The 20,990-nt window shown below is 72.2% G+C and carries 21 protein-coding genes and 1 riboswitch; of the genes, 11 read left to right on the plus strand and 10 right to left on the minus strand.

What is annotated here, in order from left to right; all coding sequences use genetic code 11:
* Positions 1–8: 8 nt before the first annotated feature.
* Positions 9–1,421: a cytochrome ubiquinol oxidase subunit I gene (locus tag Actob_RS13230; RefSeq protein ID WP_284920456.1), complete on the minus strand. Its 1,413-nt coding sequence runs from the start codon at positions 1,419–1,421 to the stop codon at positions 9–11.
* 75 nt (positions 1,422–1,496) lie between these two features.
* On the opposite strand from Actob_RS13230, the gene Actob_RS13235 reads away from it, so the two are divergent.
* The 3 genes from Actob_RS13235 to Actob_RS13245 all read left to right on the plus strand — a co-directional run bounded on the left by Actob_RS13235 (position 1,497) and on the right by Actob_RS13245 (position 3,986).
* Positions 1,497–1,847: a BlaI/MecI/CopY family transcriptional regulator gene (locus tag Actob_RS13235; RefSeq protein WP_284920457.1), complete on the plus strand. Its 351-nt coding sequence runs from the start codon at positions 1,497–1,499 to the stop codon at positions 1,845–1,847.
* Positions 1,844–2,761, plus strand: a complete 918-nt coding sequence (locus tag Actob_RS13240; RefSeq protein ID WP_284920458.1) for a M56 family metallopeptidase — start codon at positions 1,844–1,846, stop codon at positions 2,759–2,761. Before Actob_RS13235 ends, Actob_RS13240 begins: the two co-directional genes overlap by 4 nt.
* 113 nt (positions 2,762–2,874) lie before the next feature.
* A riboswitch (cyclic di-AMP (ydaO/yuaA leader) is annotated at positions 2,875–3,008 on the plus strand.
* Between the two features lie 15 nt (positions 3,009–3,023).
* Positions 3,024–3,986 carry a C40 family peptidase gene (locus tag Actob_RS13245; protein WP_284920459.1) on the plus strand — a complete coding sequence of 321 codons (963 nt, stop codon included), beginning with the start codon at positions 3,024–3,026 and terminating at the stop codon, positions 3,984–3,986.
* 56 nt (positions 3,987–4,042) lie between these two features.
* Here Actob_RS13245 and Actob_RS13250 read toward each other — a convergent pair whose 3' ends face one another.
* The gene (locus Actob_RS13250; RefSeq protein ID WP_284920460.1) at positions 4,043–4,474 is read right to left on the minus strand and encodes a MarR family winged helix-turn-helix transcriptional regulator; all 432 of its coding nucleotides are present in this window, start codon (positions 4,472–4,474) and stop codon (positions 4,043–4,045) included.
* A 53-nt stretch (positions 4,475–4,527) separates the two neighbouring features.
* Here Actob_RS13250 and Actob_RS13255 point away from each other — a divergent pair, with 53 nt between their 5' ends.
* The 4 genes from Actob_RS13255 to Actob_RS13270 all read left to right on the plus strand — a co-directional run bounded on the left by Actob_RS13255 (position 4,528) and on the right by Actob_RS13270 (position 9,303).
* On the plus strand, positions 4,528–5,601 hold the full coding sequence (locus Actob_RS13255) for an epoxide hydrolase family protein (protein WP_284920461.1): 1,074 nt from the start codon (positions 4,528–4,530) through the stop codon (positions 5,599–5,601).
* A gap of 228 nt (positions 5,602–5,829) precedes the next feature.
* Complete coding sequence (locus Actob_RS13260) at positions 5,830–7,140, plus strand: AAA family ATPase (protein WP_284920462.1); 1,311 nt, start codon at positions 5,830–5,832, stop codon at positions 7,138–7,140.
* Positions 7,141–7,186: 46 nt separating this feature from the next.
* Positions 7,187–8,179, plus strand: a complete 993-nt coding sequence (locus Actob_RS13265) for a tetratricopeptide repeat protein (protein ID WP_284920463.1) — start codon at positions 7,187–7,189, stop codon at positions 8,177–8,179.
* 344 nt (positions 8,180–8,523) lie between these two features.
* Complete coding sequence (locus Actob_RS13270) at positions 8,524–9,303, plus strand: phosphatase PAP2 family protein (RefSeq protein ID WP_284920464.1); 780 nt, start codon at positions 8,524–8,526, stop codon at positions 9,301–9,303.
* A gap of 74 nt (positions 9,304–9,377) precedes the next feature.
* Here Actob_RS13270 and Actob_RS13275 read toward each other — a convergent pair whose 3' ends face one another.
* Positions 9,378–9,629: a hypothetical protein gene (locus Actob_RS13275; RefSeq protein WP_284920465.1), complete on the minus strand. Its 252-nt coding sequence runs from the start codon at positions 9,627–9,629 to the stop codon at positions 9,378–9,380.
* A gap of 498 nt (positions 9,630–10,127) precedes the next feature.
* Between Actob_RS13275 and Actob_RS13280 the strand changes: the two genes are divergently transcribed.
* Positions 10,128–10,289: a hypothetical protein gene (locus Actob_RS13280; RefSeq protein WP_284920466.1), complete on the plus strand. Its 162-nt coding sequence runs from the start codon at positions 10,128–10,130 to the stop codon at positions 10,287–10,289.
* 63 nt (positions 10,290–10,352) lie between these two features.
* Here Actob_RS13280 and Actob_RS13285 read toward each other — a convergent pair whose 3' ends face one another.
* On the minus strand, positions 10,353–10,877 hold the full coding sequence (locus tag Actob_RS13285) for an Lrp/AsnC family transcriptional regulator (protein WP_284920467.1): 525 nt from the start codon (positions 10,875–10,877) through the stop codon (positions 10,353–10,355).
* A 108-nt stretch (positions 10,878–10,985) separates the two neighbouring features.
* Here Actob_RS13285 and Actob_RS13290 point away from each other — a divergent pair, with 108 nt between their 5' ends.
* Together Actob_RS13290 and Actob_RS13295 are read left to right on the plus strand one after the other, a co-directional pair.
* Positions 10,986–12,188, plus strand: coding sequence for a trans-sulfuration enzyme family protein (locus Actob_RS13290; protein ID WP_284920468.1), 1,203 nt, complete (start codon positions 10,986–10,988; stop codon positions 12,186–12,188).
* Between the two features lie 22 nt (positions 12,189–12,210).
* The gene (locus Actob_RS13295) at positions 12,211–14,541 is read left to right on the plus strand and encodes a transketolase-like TK C-terminal-containing protein (RefSeq protein ID WP_284920469.1); all 2,331 of its coding nucleotides are present in this window, start codon (positions 12,211–12,213) and stop codon (positions 14,539–14,541) included.
* 32 nt (positions 14,542–14,573) lie between these two features.
* On the opposite strand, the gene Actob_RS13300 is transcribed toward Actob_RS13295, so the two are convergent.
* From Actob_RS13300 to Actob_RS13310, 3 genes are all read right to left on the minus strand, one after another.
* On the minus strand, positions 14,574–15,032 hold the full coding sequence (locus Actob_RS13300) for a DUF4265 domain-containing protein (protein WP_284920470.1): 459 nt from the start codon (positions 15,030–15,032) through the stop codon (positions 14,574–14,576).
* Between the two features lie 708 nt (positions 15,033–15,740).
* Positions 15,741–16,133, minus strand: coding sequence for an SCO5389 family protein (locus Actob_RS13305; protein ID WP_284920471.1), 393 nt, complete (start codon positions 16,131–16,133; stop codon positions 15,741–15,743).
* A gap of 125 nt (positions 16,134–16,258) precedes the next feature.
* The gene (locus Actob_RS13310) at positions 16,259–17,359 is read right to left on the minus strand and encodes an FAD-dependent monooxygenase (RefSeq protein WP_284920472.1); all 1,101 of its coding nucleotides are present in this window, start codon (positions 17,357–17,359) and stop codon (positions 16,259–16,261) included.
* Positions 17,360–17,468: 109 nt separating this feature from the next.
* Here Actob_RS13310 and Actob_RS13315 point away from each other — a divergent pair, with 109 nt between their 5' ends.
* Positions 17,469–18,068: a TetR/AcrR family transcriptional regulator gene (locus tag Actob_RS13315; RefSeq protein WP_284920473.1), complete on the plus strand. Its 600-nt coding sequence runs from the start codon at positions 17,469–17,471 to the stop codon at positions 18,066–18,068.
* A 148-nt stretch (positions 18,069–18,216) separates the two neighbouring features.
* Here the strand turns inward: Actob_RS13315 and Actob_RS13320 are convergent, their stop codons facing one another.
* The 3 genes from Actob_RS13320 to trpB are packed head-to-tail and all read right to left on the minus strand — an operon-like array spanning position 18,217 to position 20,895.
* Positions 18,217–18,918 (minus strand): GntR family transcriptional regulator, encoded by a 702-nt coding sequence (locus tag Actob_RS13320; RefSeq protein ID WP_284920474.1) that lies wholly within the window; start codon positions 18,916–18,918, stop codon positions 18,217–18,219.
* On the minus strand, positions 18,905–19,729 hold the full coding sequence (gene trpA / locus Actob_RS44000; protein WP_407653630.1) for a tryptophan synthase subunit alpha: 825 nt from the start codon (positions 19,727–19,729) through the stop codon (positions 18,905–18,907). Before trpA ends, Actob_RS13320 begins: the two co-directional genes overlap by 14 nt.
* Positions 19,726–20,895, minus strand: coding sequence for a tryptophan synthase subunit beta (gene trpB / locus Actob_RS13325; protein WP_284922308.1), 1,170 nt, complete (start codon positions 20,893–20,895; stop codon positions 19,726–19,728). Before trpB ends, trpA begins: the two co-directional genes overlap by 4 nt.
* Between the last annotated feature and the right edge of the window lie 95 nt (positions 20,896–20,990).

Consider the following 20,990-nt stretch of genomic DNA (forward strand, 5'->3'; position numbering starts at 1 on the left):
GCGGGCTCCTAGTAGGCCGGGGCCGGTTCGGCGACGGGCGATTCCGCCGGCACCTCGGACAGCGGCTTGCGGGCGAGATGGACGACGAGCCGGTACCAGGCGATCGCGAGCAACCCGTAGACCACCGTGAACCCGGCCAGCGACGCGATCACCTCGGCGCCGGTCAAGCCGGGCGAGATCCCGTCGGACACCTTGGAGATCCCGAACGCGAGCCACGGCTGCCGCGCCGTCTCGGTGAAGATCCAGCCGAACGTGTTCGCCGCGGCCGGCAGCAGCGGCGCGAGCAGCAGGATCCGCCTGGCCCAGCCGGGTACTCCGGCGCCCATCTGCAGGACCGCCGGGAGGAACGCGAGCCGCACCTTCCGGTCCGACGAGGCCCAGAGGTAGTACGCCGCCAGCACCATCCCGGCGATCCCGGCACCCATCATCAACCGGAACGTCCAGAACGCCACCGGGATCATCGGCACGTAGCTGCCCGGCCCGAACTGCGTCACGTACTGCGCCTGGAGGTCGTCGATCCCCTGCACGGTCCCGTCGAACGACCCGGTGCCCAGGAAGGACAGCAGCCGGGGGATCTCCACGGTGAGGAACGGCTTGTCGTGCCCGAGCTTCCCGAGTGCGAGCACCGAGAACGGCGCCCCGGTGGTGGTCTCGTAGAGCGCCTCGGCGGCCGCCATCTTCATCGGCTGCACCGCCGTCATCACCTTGCCGAGGTGGTCACCGGTCAGCGCGGTGAGCGCCCCGCCGATCAGCGTCAGCCACGCGCCGAGCCGGGCCAGCTGCCGGAAACCGGCGTCCGCGGACAGCCGCCACACCCCGATGGCGAGCAGCAGGCCGCCCCCGGCCATCGCCGCGCCGGCCATCGTGTGCGGGAACGCGGCGAGCACCACCTCGTTGGTCATCAGCGCGGCGAAGCTGGTCAGGTGCGCGCGCCCGGTGGCGGCGTCCAGCTCGTAGCCGACCGGGTTCTGCATGAAGGAGTTGGCCGCCAGGATGATGTACGCCGACAGCAGTGTCCCGGCCGCGACCACGACGATGGTCGCCGCGTGCAGCTTGCGGGGCAGCCGTCCCCAGCCGAAGTACCAGAGCGCGAGGAACGTCGCCTCCAGGAAGAACGCGAGCATCCCCTCGACGGCGAGGGTCGGCCCGAACACGTCGCCGTAGAACTTGGCGAACGCGCTCCAGCCGAGCCCGAACTGGAACTCCTGGACGAGCCCGGTGACCACGCCGACCGCGAACGTGACGATCAGCAGCTTGCCGACGAACTTCGTCAGGTCCTGATACCTCTGCTCGCCGGAGCGCAGCCAGGCCAGATGCAGCCCGGCCGCGACCGCCGACAGGCTGATCGACAGCGGCACGAACAGGTAGTGATAGATCGTCACCACGGCGAACTGCAGCCGGGTCAGGTCGAGCACGTCCATCGGGTGTCCCCTCTACGACTCTTCGTAGTAGATACTACGAGACGTAGTACTACTGGCCCTAGTAGGATGGGTCACATGGCACTTGGAGATCTTGAGCGGGAGGTCATGACGCAGTTGTGGGACGCTCCCGAGCCGCTGACAGTGCGACAGGTGCACGAGAACATAAGTAAGAGTCGGGATCTGGCGTACACGACGGTCATGACGGTCCTGGACCGGCTGTCGAAGAAGAAGATGGTCGTCCAGACAAAGGCCGACCGGGCGTACCGGTACGCCGCGGCGCAGACGCGCGAGGAGATGACGGCGGCCGTCATGCTCGACGCCTTGAGCGCGTCACCCGATCGGGACGCCGCGCTGGCATACTTCCTCGGTCAGCTACCGCCCGGCGCGATCCGAGCCGCCCTGGACGCCACACCGAAAGAGACGTGACAGCACTCCTCCTGGGAGCCCTCGGGCTGACCCTCTCGCTGGTCGTCCCGGGCATCCTGGCCGGCGCCCGCTGGCCGGACCGTGCCCCGGTCGCCGCCGTCCTGCTCTGGCAGGCGCTCACCCTGACCGCTGTGCTCTGCGCGCTCGGGGTGGTGCTGGCCGCCCCGGAGGAGCTGACCCGGGCGGCCGGTGCCGATCACCCGTGGACCGTCGCGGCGCTGCTGTTCTCGCTGGCGGTGGCGGCCACCATCGTGATCCGGCTGCTGATCTCACTGATCCGGGTGAGCGTCCGGGCCCGTGCCCGCCGGGAGCGGCACCGGACCCTGGTCGACCTGCTGGACCGGGTGGAACGGCACCGGGAGCTGGGCGGTGCCGAGGTGCGGGTGCTGGACGGGGCGCTGCCCCTGGCGTACTGCGTGCCCGGCCGGGAGCCGCGGGTGGTGCTCAGCGACGCGGTGCTGCGGATCCTCGACCGCGAGCAGGTGGACGCGGTGCTCGCGCACGAGCAGGCGCACCTGCGGCACCGGCACGAGCTGGTGATGGAGTCGTTCACCGCGTTCTACCGGGCGGTGCCGCGCCCGCTGCGGTCCCGGGCGCCGCTCGACGCGGTGCACCTGCTGCTGGAGATGGTGTCCGACGACGCTGCCCGGCGGCGTACCGGGGCGGCCCCGCTGCGCGCCGCGCTGGCCCGGCTCTCCGACGCCGTACCGCTCGCGGAGGAGGTCCCGGACGACCCGGCGGGTGAATCCCGCTCCCGCAGGCTTGCCCGGCTGACCGGTCCGGCACCCACCTCGACGGGCCTGTCGGTGCTCGCCGGACTCGCCGCGGCCGGTCTCCTGGTGTTACCCACGGTGATCCTGGTGGTGCCCTGGCTCGGCCAGGCCCTGGAGGCGTGGCCATTCCGGTCACTGTGAGTGCCGGGCGCTGTGCGCGCGGTTTCGCCGCGCGGGCAAGCTTCATTTGCCCGCATGATCCGAGTACGGTGGTCCCCGGTTCGGCAGCCCCCCATCGTCCATCCGGCCGATCTGACGAACCACCGCCCAATCGCCGCGACGGCGAGCCGGGGACCCAGGTAGGTGGGGTGAAGCCGTTGGAGAGCGGCCGGGCGTGCTTCCCGCCCGAACCCGTCAGCTAACCCGGTCGGCGGCCGAGTGGAAGAAAGGACAACGCACCTACGTGAAGCGCGTACTACGCGGCCTGCTCTGTGCGGTTGCCGCTGCCGGACTCGTTGTCACCGGACCTGTCGTTGCCCACGCCACGCCCTCGCCGTCCAGCGTCGAGGACCAGATCGACAAGCAGTGGAACGAACTCGAGCCGGTGATCGAGGACTTCAACGACACCCACGGGAAGCTGCTCAAGCTGCAGAAGCAGCAGAAGCAGCTGAACAAGACGCTCGCTCCGCTGCAGAAACAAGTGGACGTGGCACTGGCCGAAGTCCGCGGCCTCGCGTCGGACGCCTACATGCAGGGTCCGCCGAGCGCCATGGGCGCGATTCTGAGCGGTTCGCCGACCGGCCTGACCGAGAAGCTCTCGCTCCTCGAGCAGCTGGCCGCCAACCGCCGCGAGTCGATCAGCGGTGTCGTGAAGCTGCGCGACAAGTACGCCGCTGACAAGGAGAAACTGGACGCTCTGGCGTCCGAGATCGCCACTCGGGACACCGACCTCAAGACCAAGAAGTCGGCGATCGAGAAGGAGATCACCGCCCTGCAGAAACTGCGGGTGAAGGCGTACGGCAAGGCCGACGACGGGCCGTACAAGACCGGGCCGTGCCCGGTCGACTACACCAACGACATCGGTGGCCGGGCCGCGCAGAAGGCCTGCGACCTGATCGGCAAGCCCTACGTCTTCGGTTCCGAGGGTCCGGACAGCTACGACTGCTCGGGCCTGACGAAAGAGGCGTGGGCGTCCGTCGGCGTGCACCTCGAGCACTACACGAAGGATCAGTGGGGTTCCACGAAACCGGTGAGCCGCAGTGAGTTGAGACCCGGTGACCTGGTCTTCTACTACTCCGATGTGCACCATGTGTCCATCTACATCGGTGGTGGCATGGTGGTGCACGCGCCGCACACGGGCGACCACGTGCGGATGGCGACCATCGATCGTGGTCCGATCGCCGGCTATCGCCGGCCCGCGGGCTAGGCCCTCGGTCCAGGTGACACAACCGCTCCCGGTTTCCGCCGGGAGCGGTTGCTTTTTCAGACCCTTCGCGTACGGCGGGAAGCCCCGGCCAGCACCTTGCGCAGCAGCGCCGCCAGCTCGTCGCGCTCTCTCGCGCTCAGTGGCGCCAGCAACTCGTCCTGGATCGCCGCCGCCCGCTCCGCCAGCTCGTGCGCCCGCTCCCGGCCCGGCTCGGTCACCGTGATGACGTTGCGCCGCCGGTCGCCGAGATCGGGGGAGCGCGCCACGTAGCCGTCGGCGGCCAGCTCGTTGAGCGCGCCCACCAGGTCGCTCAGGTGGACGCCGGTCCGTCGCCCGAGGGCCGCCTGGCTGGCCGGGCCGTCGGCGATCAGCGACTCCAGCAGCCGGTAGTGGTAACCGCGCGCGCCCACCTCGGCGAACCCGTCGCCGACCAGCCGGTGCGCGTGCGCGGCGGCCTGTGTCAGCAGCCAGCTCGGTAGATGGTCCATGTGTCCACCATAACATTGGACGAACTAACGTTAGGCCGACTAACGTTAGCCGCATGAATGAATTCCGGATCCGGCTGCCGCAGTCCGACCTCGACGACCTCACCGACCGGCTCTCCCGCACCCGCTGGCCCGACGAGCTGCCCGGCGCCGGCGACGAGTACGGCATCCCGCTCGCCCGGGTTCGCGCCCTCGCCGACCAGTGGCTGACGTTCGACTGGCGCGCCCACGAGACCGAGCTCAACGCGTACCCGCAGTTCGTCACGGAGATCGGCGGCGACCGGGTCCACTTCATGCACCTGCGCAACGCCGACCCGCACGCCCTGCCGATAGTGCTGACCCACGGCTGGCCCGGCTCCACCGTCGAGTTCCTGGACGTCGTCGACCGGCTCGCCGAGCACTTCCACGTGGTCGTCCCGGCCATCCCCGGCTTCGGGCTGTCCGGGCCCACCACCCGGCGCGGCTGGAGCCAGCAGCGGGTCGCCGGAGCCTGGGCCGAGCTGATGGCCGCCCTGGGCTACCGGCGGTACGGCGCGCAGGGCGGCGACTGGGGCTCCGGCATCTCCCGGCACCTGGCCGCCCTGGCGCCGGAGAACGTGGCCGGTGTGCACGTCAACTACCTGCCCACGGCCGGCTCGCCGGACGGGCTGTCGCCGTCCGACCAGGCGCGGCTCGCGAAGACCATGGAGCTGGCCAAGAACCGGCACCCGCACCAGATGCTGTTCGCCACCGGGCCGCAGACCCCGGCGTACGCCTTCACCGACTCGCCGACCGGCCTGCTCGCCTTCTGGGCGGACAAGTTCGACCGCTGGGCCGACCCGGCCACCCCGGTGCCCGACCACCGGATCCTGGCCGACGTCGCCCACCACTGGTTCCACCGCACCGCCGGCTCATCCGCCCGGCTGGTCAAGGAGAGCGGCGTGAACGTGCCGGTGACCTGTGCCGCGCCGCTCGGCGTCGCGGTCCTGCCCGGCGACATCACCCAGGCGATCCGGCCGCTCGTCGAGCAGCGCTACGACGTCCGGCACTGGACGGAGTTCCCGCGCGGCGGCCACTTCGCCGCCCTGGAGGTCCCCGACCTGTTCGCCACGGACGTCATCAGCTTCTTCCGCACCCTCGACAACCGCTGAGTGCGAGGTGGCCCGCCACTCTCGAGTCCCCGCCGCTCTCGAGTCCCCGCCCGCCCTGGGGGCCGTCCCAGGAGACAGTGTGGCGCGGAAACGGGCCCTCCCGGGGCGGGGCTGTGGACAACGCGCTGGTGTGGACGACTCGCCGCCGTCCCGGAAGCGGCCGGCGGACTCACCCCGGGCGCCAGCCGGAGGCGGTGCGCGGGCCGGACGCGGGCATAATCGCCTCTCATGAGCGACGCCCTGATCGAGAGCCTCACCGCGGCGGTCCAGGCCCGCCCCGACGACCTGCCGCTGCGGCTGCACCTGGCCGAGCTCCTGGTCGCGGCCGGGCGGGGCGCGGAGGCGATCGAGCATGCCGCTCAGGTGCTCACCCGCGAGCCGGGCAACGCGGCAGCCCGCACCCTGATGGCGTCCGCCCTGGGCGGCGGCCCGGCCCCGGCTCCCGCGGCGCCGTCCGATCCGGCTCCCGCGTCCGCCGGCCAGGCCCCAGCCGCGGCCGCCCCGCCGCCGGCGACCGCCTCCGGTTCGGCGGCGGATCCGGGGAAGCCGGCCGGTGGCGTCGACTGGGCGGCGCTGGAGCAGCAGTTCGGCGACGCGGTGCCGCCGAGGTTCGCCCGCTCCGGCGACGAGCCGGAGCCGGTGGCCGGCCACGCCGACCGCGCCTTCGACGTCGAGCGGTCCACCGTCACCCTCGCCGACGTCGGTGGCATGGCCGAGGTCAAGAAACGCCTCGAGGTCTCCTTCCTCGGCCCGCTGCGCAACCCGAAACTGCGCAGCCTGTTCGGCAAGAGCCTGCGCGGCGGCCTGCTGCTCTACGGCCCGCCCGGCTGCGGCAAGACGTTCCTGGCCCGGGCGGTGGCCGGTGAGATGGGCGCGGCGTTCGTCTCGCTCTCGATCACCGACGTGCTCAACATGTGGGTGGGCAGTTCGGAGCGCAACCTGCACGACCTGTTCGAGTCGGCTCGCGGGCACGCGCCCTGCGTGCTGTTTCTCGACGAGATCGACGCGCTCGGCCACAAGCGCAGCCAGTTGCACTCCTCGGCCATGCGTACCGTGGTCAATCAGCTGCTCACCGAGCTCGACGGCGTCCAGGGCGGCAACGACGGCGTCTTCGTCCTGGCCGCGACGAACGCACCCTGGGACGTGGACGCCGCCCTGCGCCGGCCGGGGCGCCTGGACCGGACCGTGCTGGTGCTGCCCCCGGACCGGCCGGCCCGCGCGTCGATCGTCGAGTTCCACCTGCGCGACCGCCCGGTGGCCGGCGTCGATCTGGACGCGGTCGCCGCGGCCACCGACAACTTCTCCGGCGCCGACCTGGCCCACCTGTGCGAGACCGCCGCCGAGTTCGCGATGCGCGACTCCATCGCCACCGGCGAGATCCGCATGATCAACCAGGCGGACATGCTGGCCGCCGCCGCCGAGATCCGGCCCTCCACCGACGCCTGGTTCAGCACCGCCCGCAACGTGGCCATGTTCGCCAACCAGAACGGCGAGTACGACGACCTGGCCGCCTACCTCAAGAAGCGCAAGCCCCGTTGATCCCCGCCCCGTCCCCGACCCGGCGGCGCGTGCGGCCGGCCGCCGCGTGACCGAGGCGGCCTCGCGGGCGCGGCTGCTCGCCGAGCTCGGCCGGCTCGACCAGGCCGAGGCCGAGCTGCGCCTCGCCCTGCTGGACCGGCCCGGCGATCCGGGACTGCTGACGCTGCTCGCCGCGGTACTCCGGCTGGCCGGCCGCCCGGACGAGGCCCTGGCCGCCGCGGACGCCGCGATCGTGGCGGAACCCGGCGCGGCGGGCGGGCACGCGGAACGGGCCGAGACCCTGATCGTGCTCACGCGTACCGGAGAAGCCGTCGCGGCCGCGACCGAAGCGGTCCGGTCGTGTCCGGGCGAACCTGAGGCGCACCGCGTCCTGGCCCGCGCGCACGCCGCGGCGCGAGATTTCCGGCGGGCCCGGGCCGCCGCCCGGCAGGCGCTCGCCGTCGACCCGCGTTCGGTGCCGAGCCTGCTCACGCTGGCCGACGTGGAGCGGGTCGCCGGCCGGCGCCGGGCCGCCGCGCGCGCGACCCGGGCGGCCCTGGCCGAGGATCCGGCGAGCCCCGGCGGACGCTGGCTGGCCGCGCTGCTCGACGCGGAACGGCTGCACGTCGCCGACGCCATGCGCGGTCTGCGCGAACTGGCCGCGGATCAGCCGGCCCGGCTCGGCGGCGAAGCGCTGGCGTGGCCGATCCTGGGCGTGCTGGCCGGGCTGCGTCACGGGCTCGCGGCCGGCGTGCCGCTGGTGCTCGGGGTGCGTCTCGCGGCCGTCCGCTGGCCGCTCGCCGCCTTGCTCGCGCAGGGCGTCGCGCTGGTCGTGGCGGTGGTCATGGTCGCCTTCACGGCCCGGGTGCTGCTGCCGGCCGGACGCCTGCCGTGGCGGTGCCTGCGGTTCCTGCCGCGGCGCGCGGTCATCGGCGGAGGGGTTGCGGCGGGTTTGTCGGTCGCGCTCCTTGTCGCGTACGCGATGAGCGCGATGTGGCTGCCGCTGGTGGCCGCCGGGGTCGCGACCGTGGCGCTGGTCGTCTCGGGTCGTCGGTTCTGAGCGTCTCCGCCGTTCGGTTCCGAGTGTCTCGGCTTTGTGGTTTCGAGTGTCTCGGGCGCGAGGGGAACGTCACTATTCGCCCGATGAATCTTGCACTCCCGGCAAGATCGACCGATGCTGGGCGTCATGGTTGATTCAGGTTCCGCTTGACCGGTGGACACCCGGGCTTCGCCCTCCTGAAGAAACCGCACGTCAGCGGTGGTGTTGCGAGTCGGTACTAGGGTCGCGCCGGTGTCCCGCCAGGTCGCCCTCCGCCAGCGATGTAGCGACTTTCCCGGTTTCACCAGCTCCTGCCCCGCTTCATCGTCACCTTCAACGCCTTTCTCGCCGCCGAGGAGCCTGGTGTGACCGTCGCCCCACCTGCCGCCACCCGGTCCCGATGGCTCGCCGCGCTCCGCGAGCTCGGCCTGGTCGCCGTCATGTTCGTGATCTACAAGATCGGCCGGCTGGCCGCGAACGGGCACGTGGGCGAGGCGTTCGGCAACGCGCGCCGGGTGTGGGATCTGGAGCGGTGGCTGCATCTGCCGGGTGAGCTGAGCGTCCAGCACCGGCTGCTCTCCTGGCACGCGCTGGTCGAGGTGGCGAACTGCTACTACGCGTACATCCACTTCCCGGCCACCGTGGCCTGCCTGATCTGGCTCTACCTCCGCCGGCCGGCCCACTACCGCTGGACCCGCAACGTGCTCGCCCTGGTGACCGGCGCGGCGCTGCTGGTGCACTTCGTGATGCCGCTGGCCCCGCCCCGGATGCTCGCCGACACCGGCATGCTCGACCTGGGCCGGCTCTACGGTCCCGCCGTCTACGGCGCCCCGGAGACCGACCAGCTCTCCAACCAGTACGCCGCGATGCCGTCGCTGCACGTCGGCTGGGCCGTGGTGGTGGCGGTGGCCCTGATCGCCGCCACGTCGGGACGGTGGCGCGGGTGGTGGCTCGCGCACCCGGTGGTGACCCTGCTGGTCGTGGTGGCCACCGGCAATCACTACTGGCTGGACGCGATCGCCGCCTTGGTCCTGCTCGCCCTGGCGTACGCGGTGGTGCGCGGCCATCGGCCGGTGGCCGGAGCGGGGACCGTGGTGGTGCCCCGGCAGCGTGCCGAACTGCGCGAGCCGGCGCTGCGCGGCTAGCCCGTTACGCCGAGCGGCGTCCTCGCCCGAGCCGGCGGCCACGCCGCAGCCCCGGTCGGACTCCGAAACGCGGGCTAGCTGTGTCGGTCGAGGCCCAGGGCTGCGCACGCGGCATCGACGGCCGCCCGGCGGAGGTCGTCCTCGGGCGCGTCGGGGAACTGCAGCGCGCAGTCCTGGAGGCCACCGACGGCGACTGCGGCCCGGGTCGCCTGGGCGAGGGTGGGTTCCGGGCCGTGCAGCAGCTTGCCCAGCCGGGCGCGCCAGTCCAGGACGAGGCCGATGAGGCCCAGGTCGGCGAGCGTGGTCAGCTCGCGGAGCATGAGCATGAGCTCCTCGCGGTGGCGGTAGAGGAAGTCGAAGTAGCCCTCCAGCAGGGCTCGGGGCTCGACCTCGCCCCGCGCCTCCTGCGCGGCCAGGAACGCCTAGTGACCGTGAGCTCGACTACCACCGCCACGACGCGCACCGGCAGAAGGAGTTGCTGCGCGGCGCGTTCACGGGCCTGCACGCCGACGTGGACCGCTGGCTGGACGAGCTCGACCGCACCCCGGCGTTCTACTTCGACTCGATCACCCAGGTGCGGATGGACATCTGGTCGCGGGGGAGGGTGCCGCTGGTGGGCGACGCGGGCTATTGCCCGGGCCCGGCGGTCGGCGGCAGCACCAGCCTGGCCGTCGTCGGCGCCTACGTCCTCGCCGGGGAACTGGCGCGGGCGGGCGGCGACCACGAGCGCGCGTTTCCCGCATACGAGCAGGCGATGGCGCGGTACGTGCCGGGCGGCCGCGCTGAGTGCGGCGAGGACCCTGATACCCAGGTCCCGCCTCGGGGTGTCGGGACTGGTCCAGGGCGCTCGCCTGCTGTCCGCGCTGCCGGCCGCGCCCGGCCGGGCCCTGCTGCGCCTCACCACCAAGACCGCACGGCTGCACAACTCGATGAGCATCGACGGCTATCCGGAGCCCGGCGCCCGAGGCGTCTCGCCAAGGGGATGAACGCCGGTGAAGGGTACCTGCGACAAAGATCTCGACCGGCTCGGGAAACGCGCGGTGGCGCCGTCACCGCTTCCCGCGGTCACCGCCGCCGGCGAGCACCCCGGCACCCCGCCGCACCTCGAAGACCAGGTGGGTCTCGGTCTGCCGCACCACCCGATGCGTGGTGACGTGCCGTAACACGAAGTCCCGCAGCGCCTCGGCGTCCTCGACCGCCACGTGCAGGTGGAAGTCGTCGGCGCCGGCCAGGTGGAAGGCCTGGATCACGCCCGGGGCGGTGGCCAGGGCGTCGTACAGCTGACTGACGTTGGCCATGGTGTGGCTGCCCAGCCGGACCTTGACGATCGCCTGCAACGGGTAGCCCAGCAGCGCCAGGTCCAGTTGCGCCCGGGTGCCGGTGATGACCCCGGCCTCGCGCAGTGCCCGGACCCGGTAGGCGCAGGTGGACTCGGCCAGCCCGAGGCGATCGGCGAGGGCCTTGTTGGTCACCGCGGCGTCCTCGGTGAGCAGGCTCAGCAGGAGCCGGTCGAGATCGTCGACGGTGCCCGCCGGAGCGGCGCCCCGTGCCGGTTGCGCATTCCGCAATGACATCGCTCCCAACTCCGGTCGAACTTGCTCGAAAAGACAGGTTCGGCGTACCTGTTCGTGGATTCCACGAAGAGTCTAGGAAAACTTTGCGATAAGCGGAAACCTCCTGGCATGACCAGCTCACTGCACAGCGATTCGCTCGCCGTGCACGCCGGCCGTGAGGATCTCACCGCGCTCGGCGTCCACGCCCTGCCCCTCGACCTCTCGTCGACGAACCCGCTGCCGGACATCCTCCGCGGCGGCGAGTCCTACGAGGCCATGGCGACCGGCGGCCATCCCCTCCCGGAGGGCGGCGCCGTGTACGCCCGGCTCTGGAACCCGACAGTGGCCCGGTTCGAGACGGCGCTGGCCCAGCTGGAGCACACCGAGACCGCCGTCGCGTTCGGATCCGGGATGGCGGCGATGACCGCGGCGATCCTGGCACACACCACGATGACCGGCCGGCGTCATGTGGTGGCGGTACGCCCGCTGTACGGCGGCACCGACCACCTGCTCGCCACCGGCCTGCTCGGCACCGAGGTCAGCTTCTGCGACGAGGCGCACGTCGCCGCCGCCATCCGGCCGGACACCGGCCTGGTCATCCTGGAGACCCCGGCCAACCCGAGCCTGGACCTGGCCGACATCGCGGCCGTCGTGGACCGGGCCGGAAGCGTCCCGGTGCTGGTCGACAACACCTTCGCCACCCCGATCCTGCAGAACCCGGCGGCCCTCGGCGCGGCGATGGTGCTGCACAGCGCCACCAAGTACCTCGGCGGGCACGGTGACGTGGTCGCCGGCGTCATCGCGTGCGACGAGGACACCGCCGCCCGGCTGCGCCAGGTCCGCGCGGTCACCGGCGGCCTGCTCCACCCGCTCGGCGGCTACCTGCTCCACCGCGGCCTGACGACGCTGCCCATCCGGGTACGCGCCCAGCAGGGCACCGCGGCCCGGATCGCCACCTGGCTGGCCGGGCACCGGGCCGTCGACCAGGTCTTCTACCCCGGTCTCGACGGCGACCCCCGGGGCCTGTTGGGCCGGCAGATGCGCGGCACCGGCGCCATGCTGTCGGTCACCCTGCGCGGCGGGTTCGACGCCGCCGCCGCGCTCACCACCGGCACCCGGCTGTTCACCCACGCCGTCTCCCTGGGCGGGGTCGATTCCCTGATCCAGCACCCGGCCTCGCTGACGCACCGGCCGGTCGCCGCCGACGCGCGGCCGTGCGCCGCACTGGTGAGACTCTCGGTTGGCCTGGAACACTGCGACGACCTGCTGCAGGATCTAGATCAGGCGCTCGCGGCCACCGCCGGCGCGCCCGTACACGCTGCCACCCGATAGCGACCACCCACCGGAGACACCGATGACCCACCTGCCGACCGCCGTGCAGCCCGACGCCGCGACCCTGCGCGAGATCGCCCGCCGCGTCCTGTGGCTGGCGGCGTCGATAGTCAACGCGGCGAACGCCGGCCGGCCCAACGACTCCGGCGTCAAGGTGGGCGGCCATCAGGCGTCCAGCGCGTCGATGGTCGACATCATGGTCGCCCTGTGGTTCGCCGAGCTGACCGACCGGGACCGGGTGTCGGTCAAACCGCACGCCTCGCCCGTGCTGCACGCGATCAACTACCTGCTCGGTGACCTGGACGAGTCGTACCTGCCGAGGCTGCGCGAGAAGGGCGGCCTGCAGTCCTACCCGTCCCGGCGCAAGGATCCCGGCACCGTCGACTTCTCCACCGGCTCGGTCGGCATCGGGGCGACGGCCGCGCTGTGGGCCGCCATGGCGCACCGCTACCTCGGCTCCCGGTTCCCCGGCGCGCCGGCCGGTGGCCGGTTCGTCAGCCTGCTCGGCGACGCCGAGCTGGACGAGGGCGCCATCTGGGAAGCCGTAATGGATCCGGCGGTCGCCAAGCTCGGTGAGCTGCTCTGGGTGGTCGACCTCAACCGGCAGTCGCTGGACCGGGTCGTCCCGGACATCCAGATCGCCAAGCTGCAGGGCATGTTCGCCGCCGCCGGGTGGCAGGTCGTCGTCCTCAAGTGGGGCCGGGTCATCTCGCGGCTGTTCGAACGTCCCGGCGGTCCGGCGCTGCGCGCCCGGCTGGAGGCCATGCCGAACGAGGAGTACCAGCGGATGCTGCGGGTCGGGCCGGCGCAGATCGCCGAGCGGATCCTCGCCGGCGGCGACGACCCGCAGCTCAAGGAGCTACTGGCGGAGATCTCGCCGGAGGAGCTGGCCGAGGCCGTCCGTGACCTCGGCGGTCACGACCTGGAGCTGCTGGTCGACACCTTCCGCGGCGTCGACCAGCACCGCCCCAGCGTGGTGTTCGCCTACACGGTCAAGGGACGCGGCCTGCCCACCGAGGGGCATCCGAACAACCACTCCGCGTTGCTGTCCGCCGTACAGATGGATGCCCTCGCGGTCTCCTGCGGCATGGACCGACAGGCGCCGTGGCAGCGCTTCCCGGCCGGCACCGCCGCCGGTGAGCTGTGCCGGCAGCGGGCCGGCGCGCTGCGCCGGGAGAAGGTCGCACCCACCGCGCCGATCCCGGTGCCGGCCGAGCTGGGCCACGGATACCGCAAGCCGGTCAGCACCCAGGCCGCCCTCGGCCGGCTCCTGGCCGACCTGCCACGCGACGCCCCGGAGGCCGCCGCCCGGGTGGTGACCTGCTCGCCGGACGTCGCCTCCTCCACCAACCTGGGCGGCTGGATCAACAAGACCGGCGTGTGGTCGGTGGAGGACCGGCACGACTGGTTCGCCGACGACGCCGAGCGCGTGCTGCGCTGGCAGGAGAACAGCAACGGCCAGCACATCGAACTCGGCATCGCCGAGGTCAACCTGGTCTCCCTGGCCGGCGAGCTCGGTGCGACCTGGTCCCGCTGGGGTGAGCGGCTCATCCCGATCGCCACGCTCTACGACCCGTTCGTCAGCCGCGCCCTCGAACCCTGGTCCTACGGCATCTACGCCGGCGGGCAGTCCATCCTGGTCGGCACGCCGTCCGGGGTGACCCTGGCGCCGGAGGGCGGGGCGCACCAGTCCATCACCACCCCGTCGATCGGGCTGGAGCAGCCCGAGTGCGTCGCCTGGGAGCCGGCGTTCGCCCAGGACCTGGAGTGGTGCTTCCTGCACGCGATGAGCGGGGTGGGCGTGGAGGGCGGCTCGTCCGCCTACTTCCGGCTCTCCACCCGGCCCGTCGACCCGCGGCTCGCCCAGGTGCCCGACGACCCGGCGCTCCGCGAACGCCGCCGGCGGCAGGCGGTCGCCGGTGGCTACCGGCTCCCCGCCGGCCACCCGCCGCAGGACGAGCAGGTCACGCTGGTCGGCGTCGGCGCGATCATGCCCGAGGTGATCGCCGCCGCGAACGCGCTGGCGGACCAGCACGTCAAGGCCGGCGTGGTCTGCCTGACGAGTCCGGATCTGGTCTTCCGCTCCTTCCAGCAGCGCGGCAGCCGGACGGCCGGGCTGGGCGGCGGCATCCTGGACGAACTGTTCCCGGCCGCGCATCCGGCCGCGCTCGTCACCGTGCTCGACGGTCACCCGCACACGCTGGCCTTCCTCGCCGGCGCCCGGGGCGACCGGATCCGGTGTCTCGGGGTGACCGCGTTCGGCCAGTCCTCCAGCCTCGCCGAGGCGTACCGCCTGCACGGCATCGACAGCGGCTCGATCGTCGACGCGGCGCTGACCGTGCTGGGCCGCTGAACCCGTCTCGTCCGCGCTCGTAGCTGCCTGGCTCAGTCCCACCAGTTCAGGGGGTTGCCGTCCGGGTCGTAGACGTTGCCGTACTCCCAGTGGTCGCCACGCGGGGTGGTCCACGCGTCGATGGCCGCCTCGACCGCGTCGAAGCCCGCGGCGGCCGGCACGGTGATCACGATGAACCGGCGGTCCGCGGGCAGCTCGACGATCCCGCCCAGGTCGTCGAAGCTGTCCCGGAGCGGGGCCAGGTCCTCCGGCGCGGGCGGGTCGCCGGGGACCACCAGCAGGCAGATGTTCCCGCCGCGGTGGACGACCTCGAAGCCGCCGCCCGCGCGTACCCGGATCTGATCGCCCGCCGCGATCCCCTCGACGAACGCGGGCGTGCCGAGCACCAGGTGCAGATCCGGCTCGATGGTCCGGGTCAGCACCGTCTCGTAGACAAGCTGGCCACCCGATCCCAGCCCGGCCACCAGCCGGACGTGCGTTTGCTCCGCCATTTTTTCAACGGTCACGCCGGGCATTCTGGGGCATATTGGTCATCGGTACGCGATCAACCCGCCGAAGTCTCGCATATCGTTGCCTACCCGCGATCTTTCCCAGCCAACCCGCCGTCTCCCGGTCTTCGCCGTGTCCGGGTTCCCGCCGTGCCGCGGTTCTCGCCGTCTCCGGGTCCCCGCCGAGTTTCGGTCTTCGCCACCTCCCAGTCCCGCCACCTCCCAGTCCCCGCCACCTCCCAGTCCCCGCCCACCCAGGGGGCCGTCCCCGAAGACAGTGTGGTGCCGGAGGCGGGCCTTGCGCGGGTGGGCTGTGGACAAGGCGCTGGTGTGGATAACCCACGGCTATGGCGGCGGTCGGCTATTCGCTTCGGGGTCAGTCCTGCGGACCAAACGACGGTCTGGCGGAGGAGGCGTCGGCGGGCGAGGGGCTGCTCGTGGAGAAAGGCCCAGCGGAGCGAGGGGCCGCTCGCGTGGGCGCGGGTTGGCCGGGCGGTTCCCTCCGGCTGGGCAGTCGAGGCTGTGGTGGCGGTGGAGGGCGCGGGCCGGGCGGTTCCCTCCGGTTGGGCGGTCGACGGGTGTGGTGGCGGTGGAGGGGTGCGGGCCGGGCGGTTCCCTCCGGTTGGGCGGCCGACGGATGTGGCGGCTTGAGGGGTGCGGGCCGGGTGGAAGGGTGCGGGGCCGGGCGGGTGGGCCGCCCGGCCCGGCTCATCAGCAGTTGCGCAGCTCAGGGGACTGGTTGAGCAGCTGGCCGCGTGGGGAGACGAAGCGCTGGAACCGCTCGCTGCCCACCGCCGAGAAGTCGAAGGCGGCCACCCGGTGGCAGTTCTGGAATGCCAGCTTGGCGCCGAAGTGGCGTTCCAGGCCACCGCGGATGGCGTCGCTGGCCAGCGCCCGCAGCAGCTGGCCGCGCTCCAGGTCGGAGGGCGGCGGGACCTCATGATCGGCGAAGTCCGCGCCGTTGGCCCGCAGGTCGGTCACCACCGTGGTGACCACCTCCCATGCGTACGGCAGTGACTCGCGCACGCACGCGACGAACTCGGCGTCGGTGACCTCTCCGCGTTCCGCGACGGCGAGCAGATCCGGCGACACGTTGAGCGACATGACTGTTTCCTTTCGACGGTGAACCCGATGCACCCATCTTGTTGGAAACGGTTTTCATTTCAAAAACGCCACGCCGCGTGATGCCCGGGTGCGCGCTGATCGCCGTACCGGAAATCGGTCTTGATCTAGGCGCGGCTGAGGACTCGGGCGACGGTGTTGCGGGTGGCGAGGGTGAGGCGGTGAGCCGGGACCAGCAGGGTGGCGGCCAGGTGGACGCGGCGCTGTTTCGGGGTGGTCAGCTTGCGGTGCTCGGCCTCGTAGCGGCGCAGCGCGGCCCGCGGGTCGGCGGGGCTGCCGGCGAGCGCGGTGGCCAGGCGGTGTGCCCCGGCGATGGCCAGCGTGGAGCCGTCGCCGAAGAGCGAGACGCAGGACGCGGCGTCGCCGAGCAGGGTGATCCGGCCGCGGGTCCAGGAGTCCAGGCGGACCCGGACGACCGCGTCGAAGTAGATGTCGTCGGCTTCCCGCAGGCGGTCGAGGATTTCCGGTACGCGCCAGCCGACGCCCCGATAGGCCTTCGTGATCACCCGCTGCTGTGCCGCCGTGTCGCGCCGGTCGGCGGCGGTCAGCTCCGGGTGCCGGAAGATGAACGCGGCGCCGGCCTCGCCGCGTGCCGGGTGCAGCGCGAGCAGGCGGCCCGGAACGTTGAGCAGTTCCACCTCGTCGGGGTTCGCCGGCGGGCCGCCGAACTGGACGGTCGCCACGTAGAGGCCGAGGAACTCGGAGAACCCGGGCTCCGGGCCGAAGGCGATCCGGCGCACCGCCGAGTGCAGGCCGTCGCCCCCGATGACCAGGTCGAACCGGCGCGGGGCGGACCGCTCGAAGGTGACGTCGACGCCGTCCGCGTCCTGATCCATCGCGGTGATGGTGTCGTCGACGATCAGCTCGGTGTCGTCCCGGGCGGCCGACCAGAGCACCCCGGCCAGGTCGCCGCGCATGATTTCGACGTCACCGTCGTCGGAACCCATCGGGAGGCGGGCGATCGGTCGGCCGCCGGGGTCCAGCACGCGGATGCCCCTCGCGTGGGTGGCGAGGGCGCGCAGGCTCGGCAGGATGCCCATCCGGTCGGCGACCGGGAGGGCCGGTCCGCGCACGTCGACCGGGTTGCCGCTGGAGCGGAGGCCGGCGGCCCGCTCGACGATGGTGGTCTGCCAGCCGTGACGGGCCAGCCAGTAGGCGGCGGTAGTGCCGGCGATGCCGGCGCCGGAGATGAGTGCGGTGCGCTGCACGGTGTCCTCCCGTGGGGGTGTCGATCCCGCATGGCGACTTCAGAAAAACGCATCGAGTGCAGAAATGCAACCAGTGCCGATTTGCAGTTGATGCGGTAAAGTGCGAAGCGTGTCTCTCCGTGATCGCAAACGCACCCGCACCCGGCAGGCCCTCGTCACCGCCGCAGCCGACCTGTTCGAGTCGCGCGGCTATGACGCGACGACCATCGCGGACATCGCGGCGGCCGCGGAGATCGGCACCCGGACGTTCTTCAGCTACTTCGCCAGCAAGGAGGATCTGCTCTTCCCGGAGACCGACGGGCGGCTGCGGGCCGCGGTCGAGGCGATCGCCCATCGCGGCCCGGCGGACGGACCGGCCGAGGTGCTGCTGGAGGCGCTGCGCCGGGTCGGGGAGGACACCGACGACCTGACCGGGCGGATCGGCGTGCTGCGGATGCGGCTGATCCGGACGGTTCCCGCGGTGCGCGGGCGTGGGCTGCAGGTCCAGATGGACATGCAACGGGAGATCGCCCGCCGGCTGGCGGCGGCATTCCCCGGCGAGATCGACGAGGTTCGTGCGGCGGCCCTGACCGGTGCCTTCGTCGGCGCGGTCACCGGGGCGCTGCAGGTCCTGATGGAGGACGTGGAGCAGCCGACCGACCCGGCCGCCGTCCAGCGGGCGGTCGAGGTGGCGGTGGAGGTGGCACTGACCCCGTGGTTCCGCAAGTGACAGCTCGCTCAGCCGCTCGCTCAGCCGCTCGGCTCGCCGCTGGCCGGGGGACCGGTTCCCCGTGTGGGGTCGTCAGGTGACCGTTGAGCTGGTTGTCGCCGGCTGGCCGGTGACGCGCCGATCGGCACGATGAACGTGTAGTGGCTGGTCAGGTCGTGGGGCGGCTCCAGTGGACGGACAGGCCGGAAGCGGCGCGCTCGGTGCGGATCTCCATGGCTGAGCCGAGCATGGTGGCGCGGTCGACGACCAGCGCCGAGCCGTCCAGGGCATAGGTCACCCGCTCGGAGACCAGCACCGGCTCGCCCGAGGGCCGCCGCAGCAGGCCGGCGACCGGCTCGGCGAGCAGGCCGGGCCGCACCACCTCGGAGGCCCGGTGCACCAGGTGGCCGTGGTCGACCAATACCGCGTAGAGCGAGGTGTCGCTCAGGTCCGCGGTGACCAGCTCGGTGCCGCGCACCCAGGACATCTGGTGCACGGCGGGCCGCCCGGCCACCAGCCGCACCCGCTCCAGGCGCAGCGCCGGCCGGTCACCGAGCGCCGCGGCTGCCCAGTCCGGCGGGGTGCCGACGGCCTGATCGAGGATCTCCGTGGTCACCGTGTGGCCCTGGGCCCGCAGGTCGTCGGCGAACCCGTGCAGCGTGGTGAGCTGGTATTTCGCCCGGGGGAACACGAACGTGCCCCGCCCCGGCTCCTGCGACAGCAGACCCTCGTCCTCCAGCCGCTTGAGGGCCTGCCGCAGCGTCGCCAGGGTGACCCCATAACGCGTGCTGAGTTCCTTCTGCGGGGGCAGCGCGGTCCCGGGCGGCCACTCACCGTCCTTGATCTTGCTGGTCAGGTCATCGGCGATCACCTGATATTTGGGCGTGCGCGTGGGCAGCGGGCACCTCCTGGTCGACCTGGTCGAGAGCGGCGCGGAACGCGGCGACCTCGCCTCGCAGGTCATCGGGTGACGCACCGTCCAGAACCCTACGCATCAGGGCGGCGCCGATCACCACCCCGTCCCCGGCTCGCGCGGCCGTGGCGGCCTGGTCGGGCGTGGAGATGCCGAACCCGAGCAGCACCGGCAGGTCGGTGACCGCTTTGATCCGCGCGGCGAGAGGCGCCGCGGTCGTGGCGAGGGCATCGCGCTCCCCGGTGGTGTCCATGACGCTCACGGCGTAGATGAAGCCGCGACTGCGCCGGCCGATCTCGGCCAGCCGATCGGGTGGGGTGACCGGCGCGGCCAGCAGCACCAGGTCGATGCCGGCGGCCGTGGCGGCCGCCTCGAGGCGGTCCACCTCGTCGATCGGCACGTCGGGCACGATGAGACCGGAGAGTCCAGCGTCGGCGAGCCGCCGGCAGAACGCCTCCGGGCCGCCGCCCGTGGCGGGGCTGGTGGTGAACGGGTCACCGCGGAAGACGAGGTTGGCGTAGGTCATCGCGATCAGCGGGAGGTGGATGCGCTCGCGAGCCTCGGTCAGGTCGGTGAGAATGGACGCCACCGTGGCGCCGCGCCGCAACGCCTGATCGGAGGCCTGCTGGATGGTGGCACCGTCGAGCATCGGGTCGGAGAACGGCAGCCCGATCTCCACCGCGTCGGCGCCGGCCGCCTGGAAGGCGAGCAGGTAATCGATCCAGTCCGGGGTGATGCCGCCGGTCAGATAGGGGTTGAGCCGTTTCACTGGACCTCACCCGCCAGCGTCGCCATGTCCTTGTCGCCGCGCCCGGAGAGGGTCAGCAGCACGGTGGAGCCGGTCGGCAGGTCGGGGGTGCCGGCCGCGCGCAGCACCCAGGCCACCGCGTGTGCCGACTCCAGCGCGCAGATGATCCCCTCGCTGCGGGCCAGCCGGCGCAGCGCGTCGAGCACCTCGGCGTCGGTGACGGTCCGGTACTCCGCGCGGCCGCTGGTGCCCAGATGGGCGTGCTCCGGGCCGACGCCGGGATAGTCCAGGCCGGCCGCTATCGACTCGGCCTCGCGCACCTGCCCGTGGGTGTCCTGCAACACCAGGGAGCGATATCCGTGCACGACGCCGGGCGTGCCGTTGGTCATCGCCGCGCCGCCGGCCGCCTCCACGCCGATCAGCCGGGCCGGTGTGTCGACGAACCCGGCGAACGTGCCGGCCGCGTTGGAGCCGCCGCCGACGCAGGCCACCACCACGTCGGGGATCACGGGTGTCTGCGCCCGGGCCTCCTCGCCGATCACCCGCTGCAACTCGCGGACCAGCCATGGGTAGGGATGCGGGCCGGCCACCGAGCCGAGGCAGAAGTGCGCCTCGTCGACAGCGGCGACCCAGGCTCGCATCGCCTCGTTGGTGGCGTCCTTCAGCGTGCGGCTGCCGCTGGTCACCGGAACGACCTCGGCGCCGAGCAGCTCCATGCGGAACACGTTGAGCCGTTGCCGGGCGATGTCGCGCTCGCCCATGTAGACGGTGGCCCGCATGCCGAACAGGGCGGCGGCGGTGGCAGTGGCGACGCCGTGCTGACCGGCGCCGGTCTCGGCGATCAGGCGGGTCTTGCCCATCCGCTGGGCCAGCAGGGCCTGGCCCAGCACGTTGTTGATTTTGTGGGAGCCGGTGTGCGCGAGATCCTCCCGCTTGAGCAGGAGCGTCACACCGAGCTGGGCGGACAGGGTCTCCGCCGGGGTGAGCGCGGTGGGGCGGCCGGCATAGTCCGCACGCAGGCGGGCGAGGCGCTCATGGAACGCCGGGTCGGCCCATGCCTCGCGGAAGGCCGCCTCCAGGGCGGCGCAGGCCGGGACCAGGGACTCCGGCACATATCGCCCGCCGAACTGCCCGAACCGGCCGGCTGCGGTCGGCGCGCTCATGGTTGCCACTTCGGTCCCTGACATTACTGTTCCTGACATCTGCCGCTCCAAAGTTATAGAACTCTGCCGCCCAAGCATGCCATGCTGGGCGACAGAGTTCTATAACTATTTCGGGGAGG

The organism is Actinoplanes oblitus (genome assembly GCF_030252345.1).
Taxonomy (GTDB): Bacteria; Actinomycetota; Actinomycetes; order Mycobacteriales; family Micromonosporaceae; genus Actinoplanes; species Actinoplanes oblitus.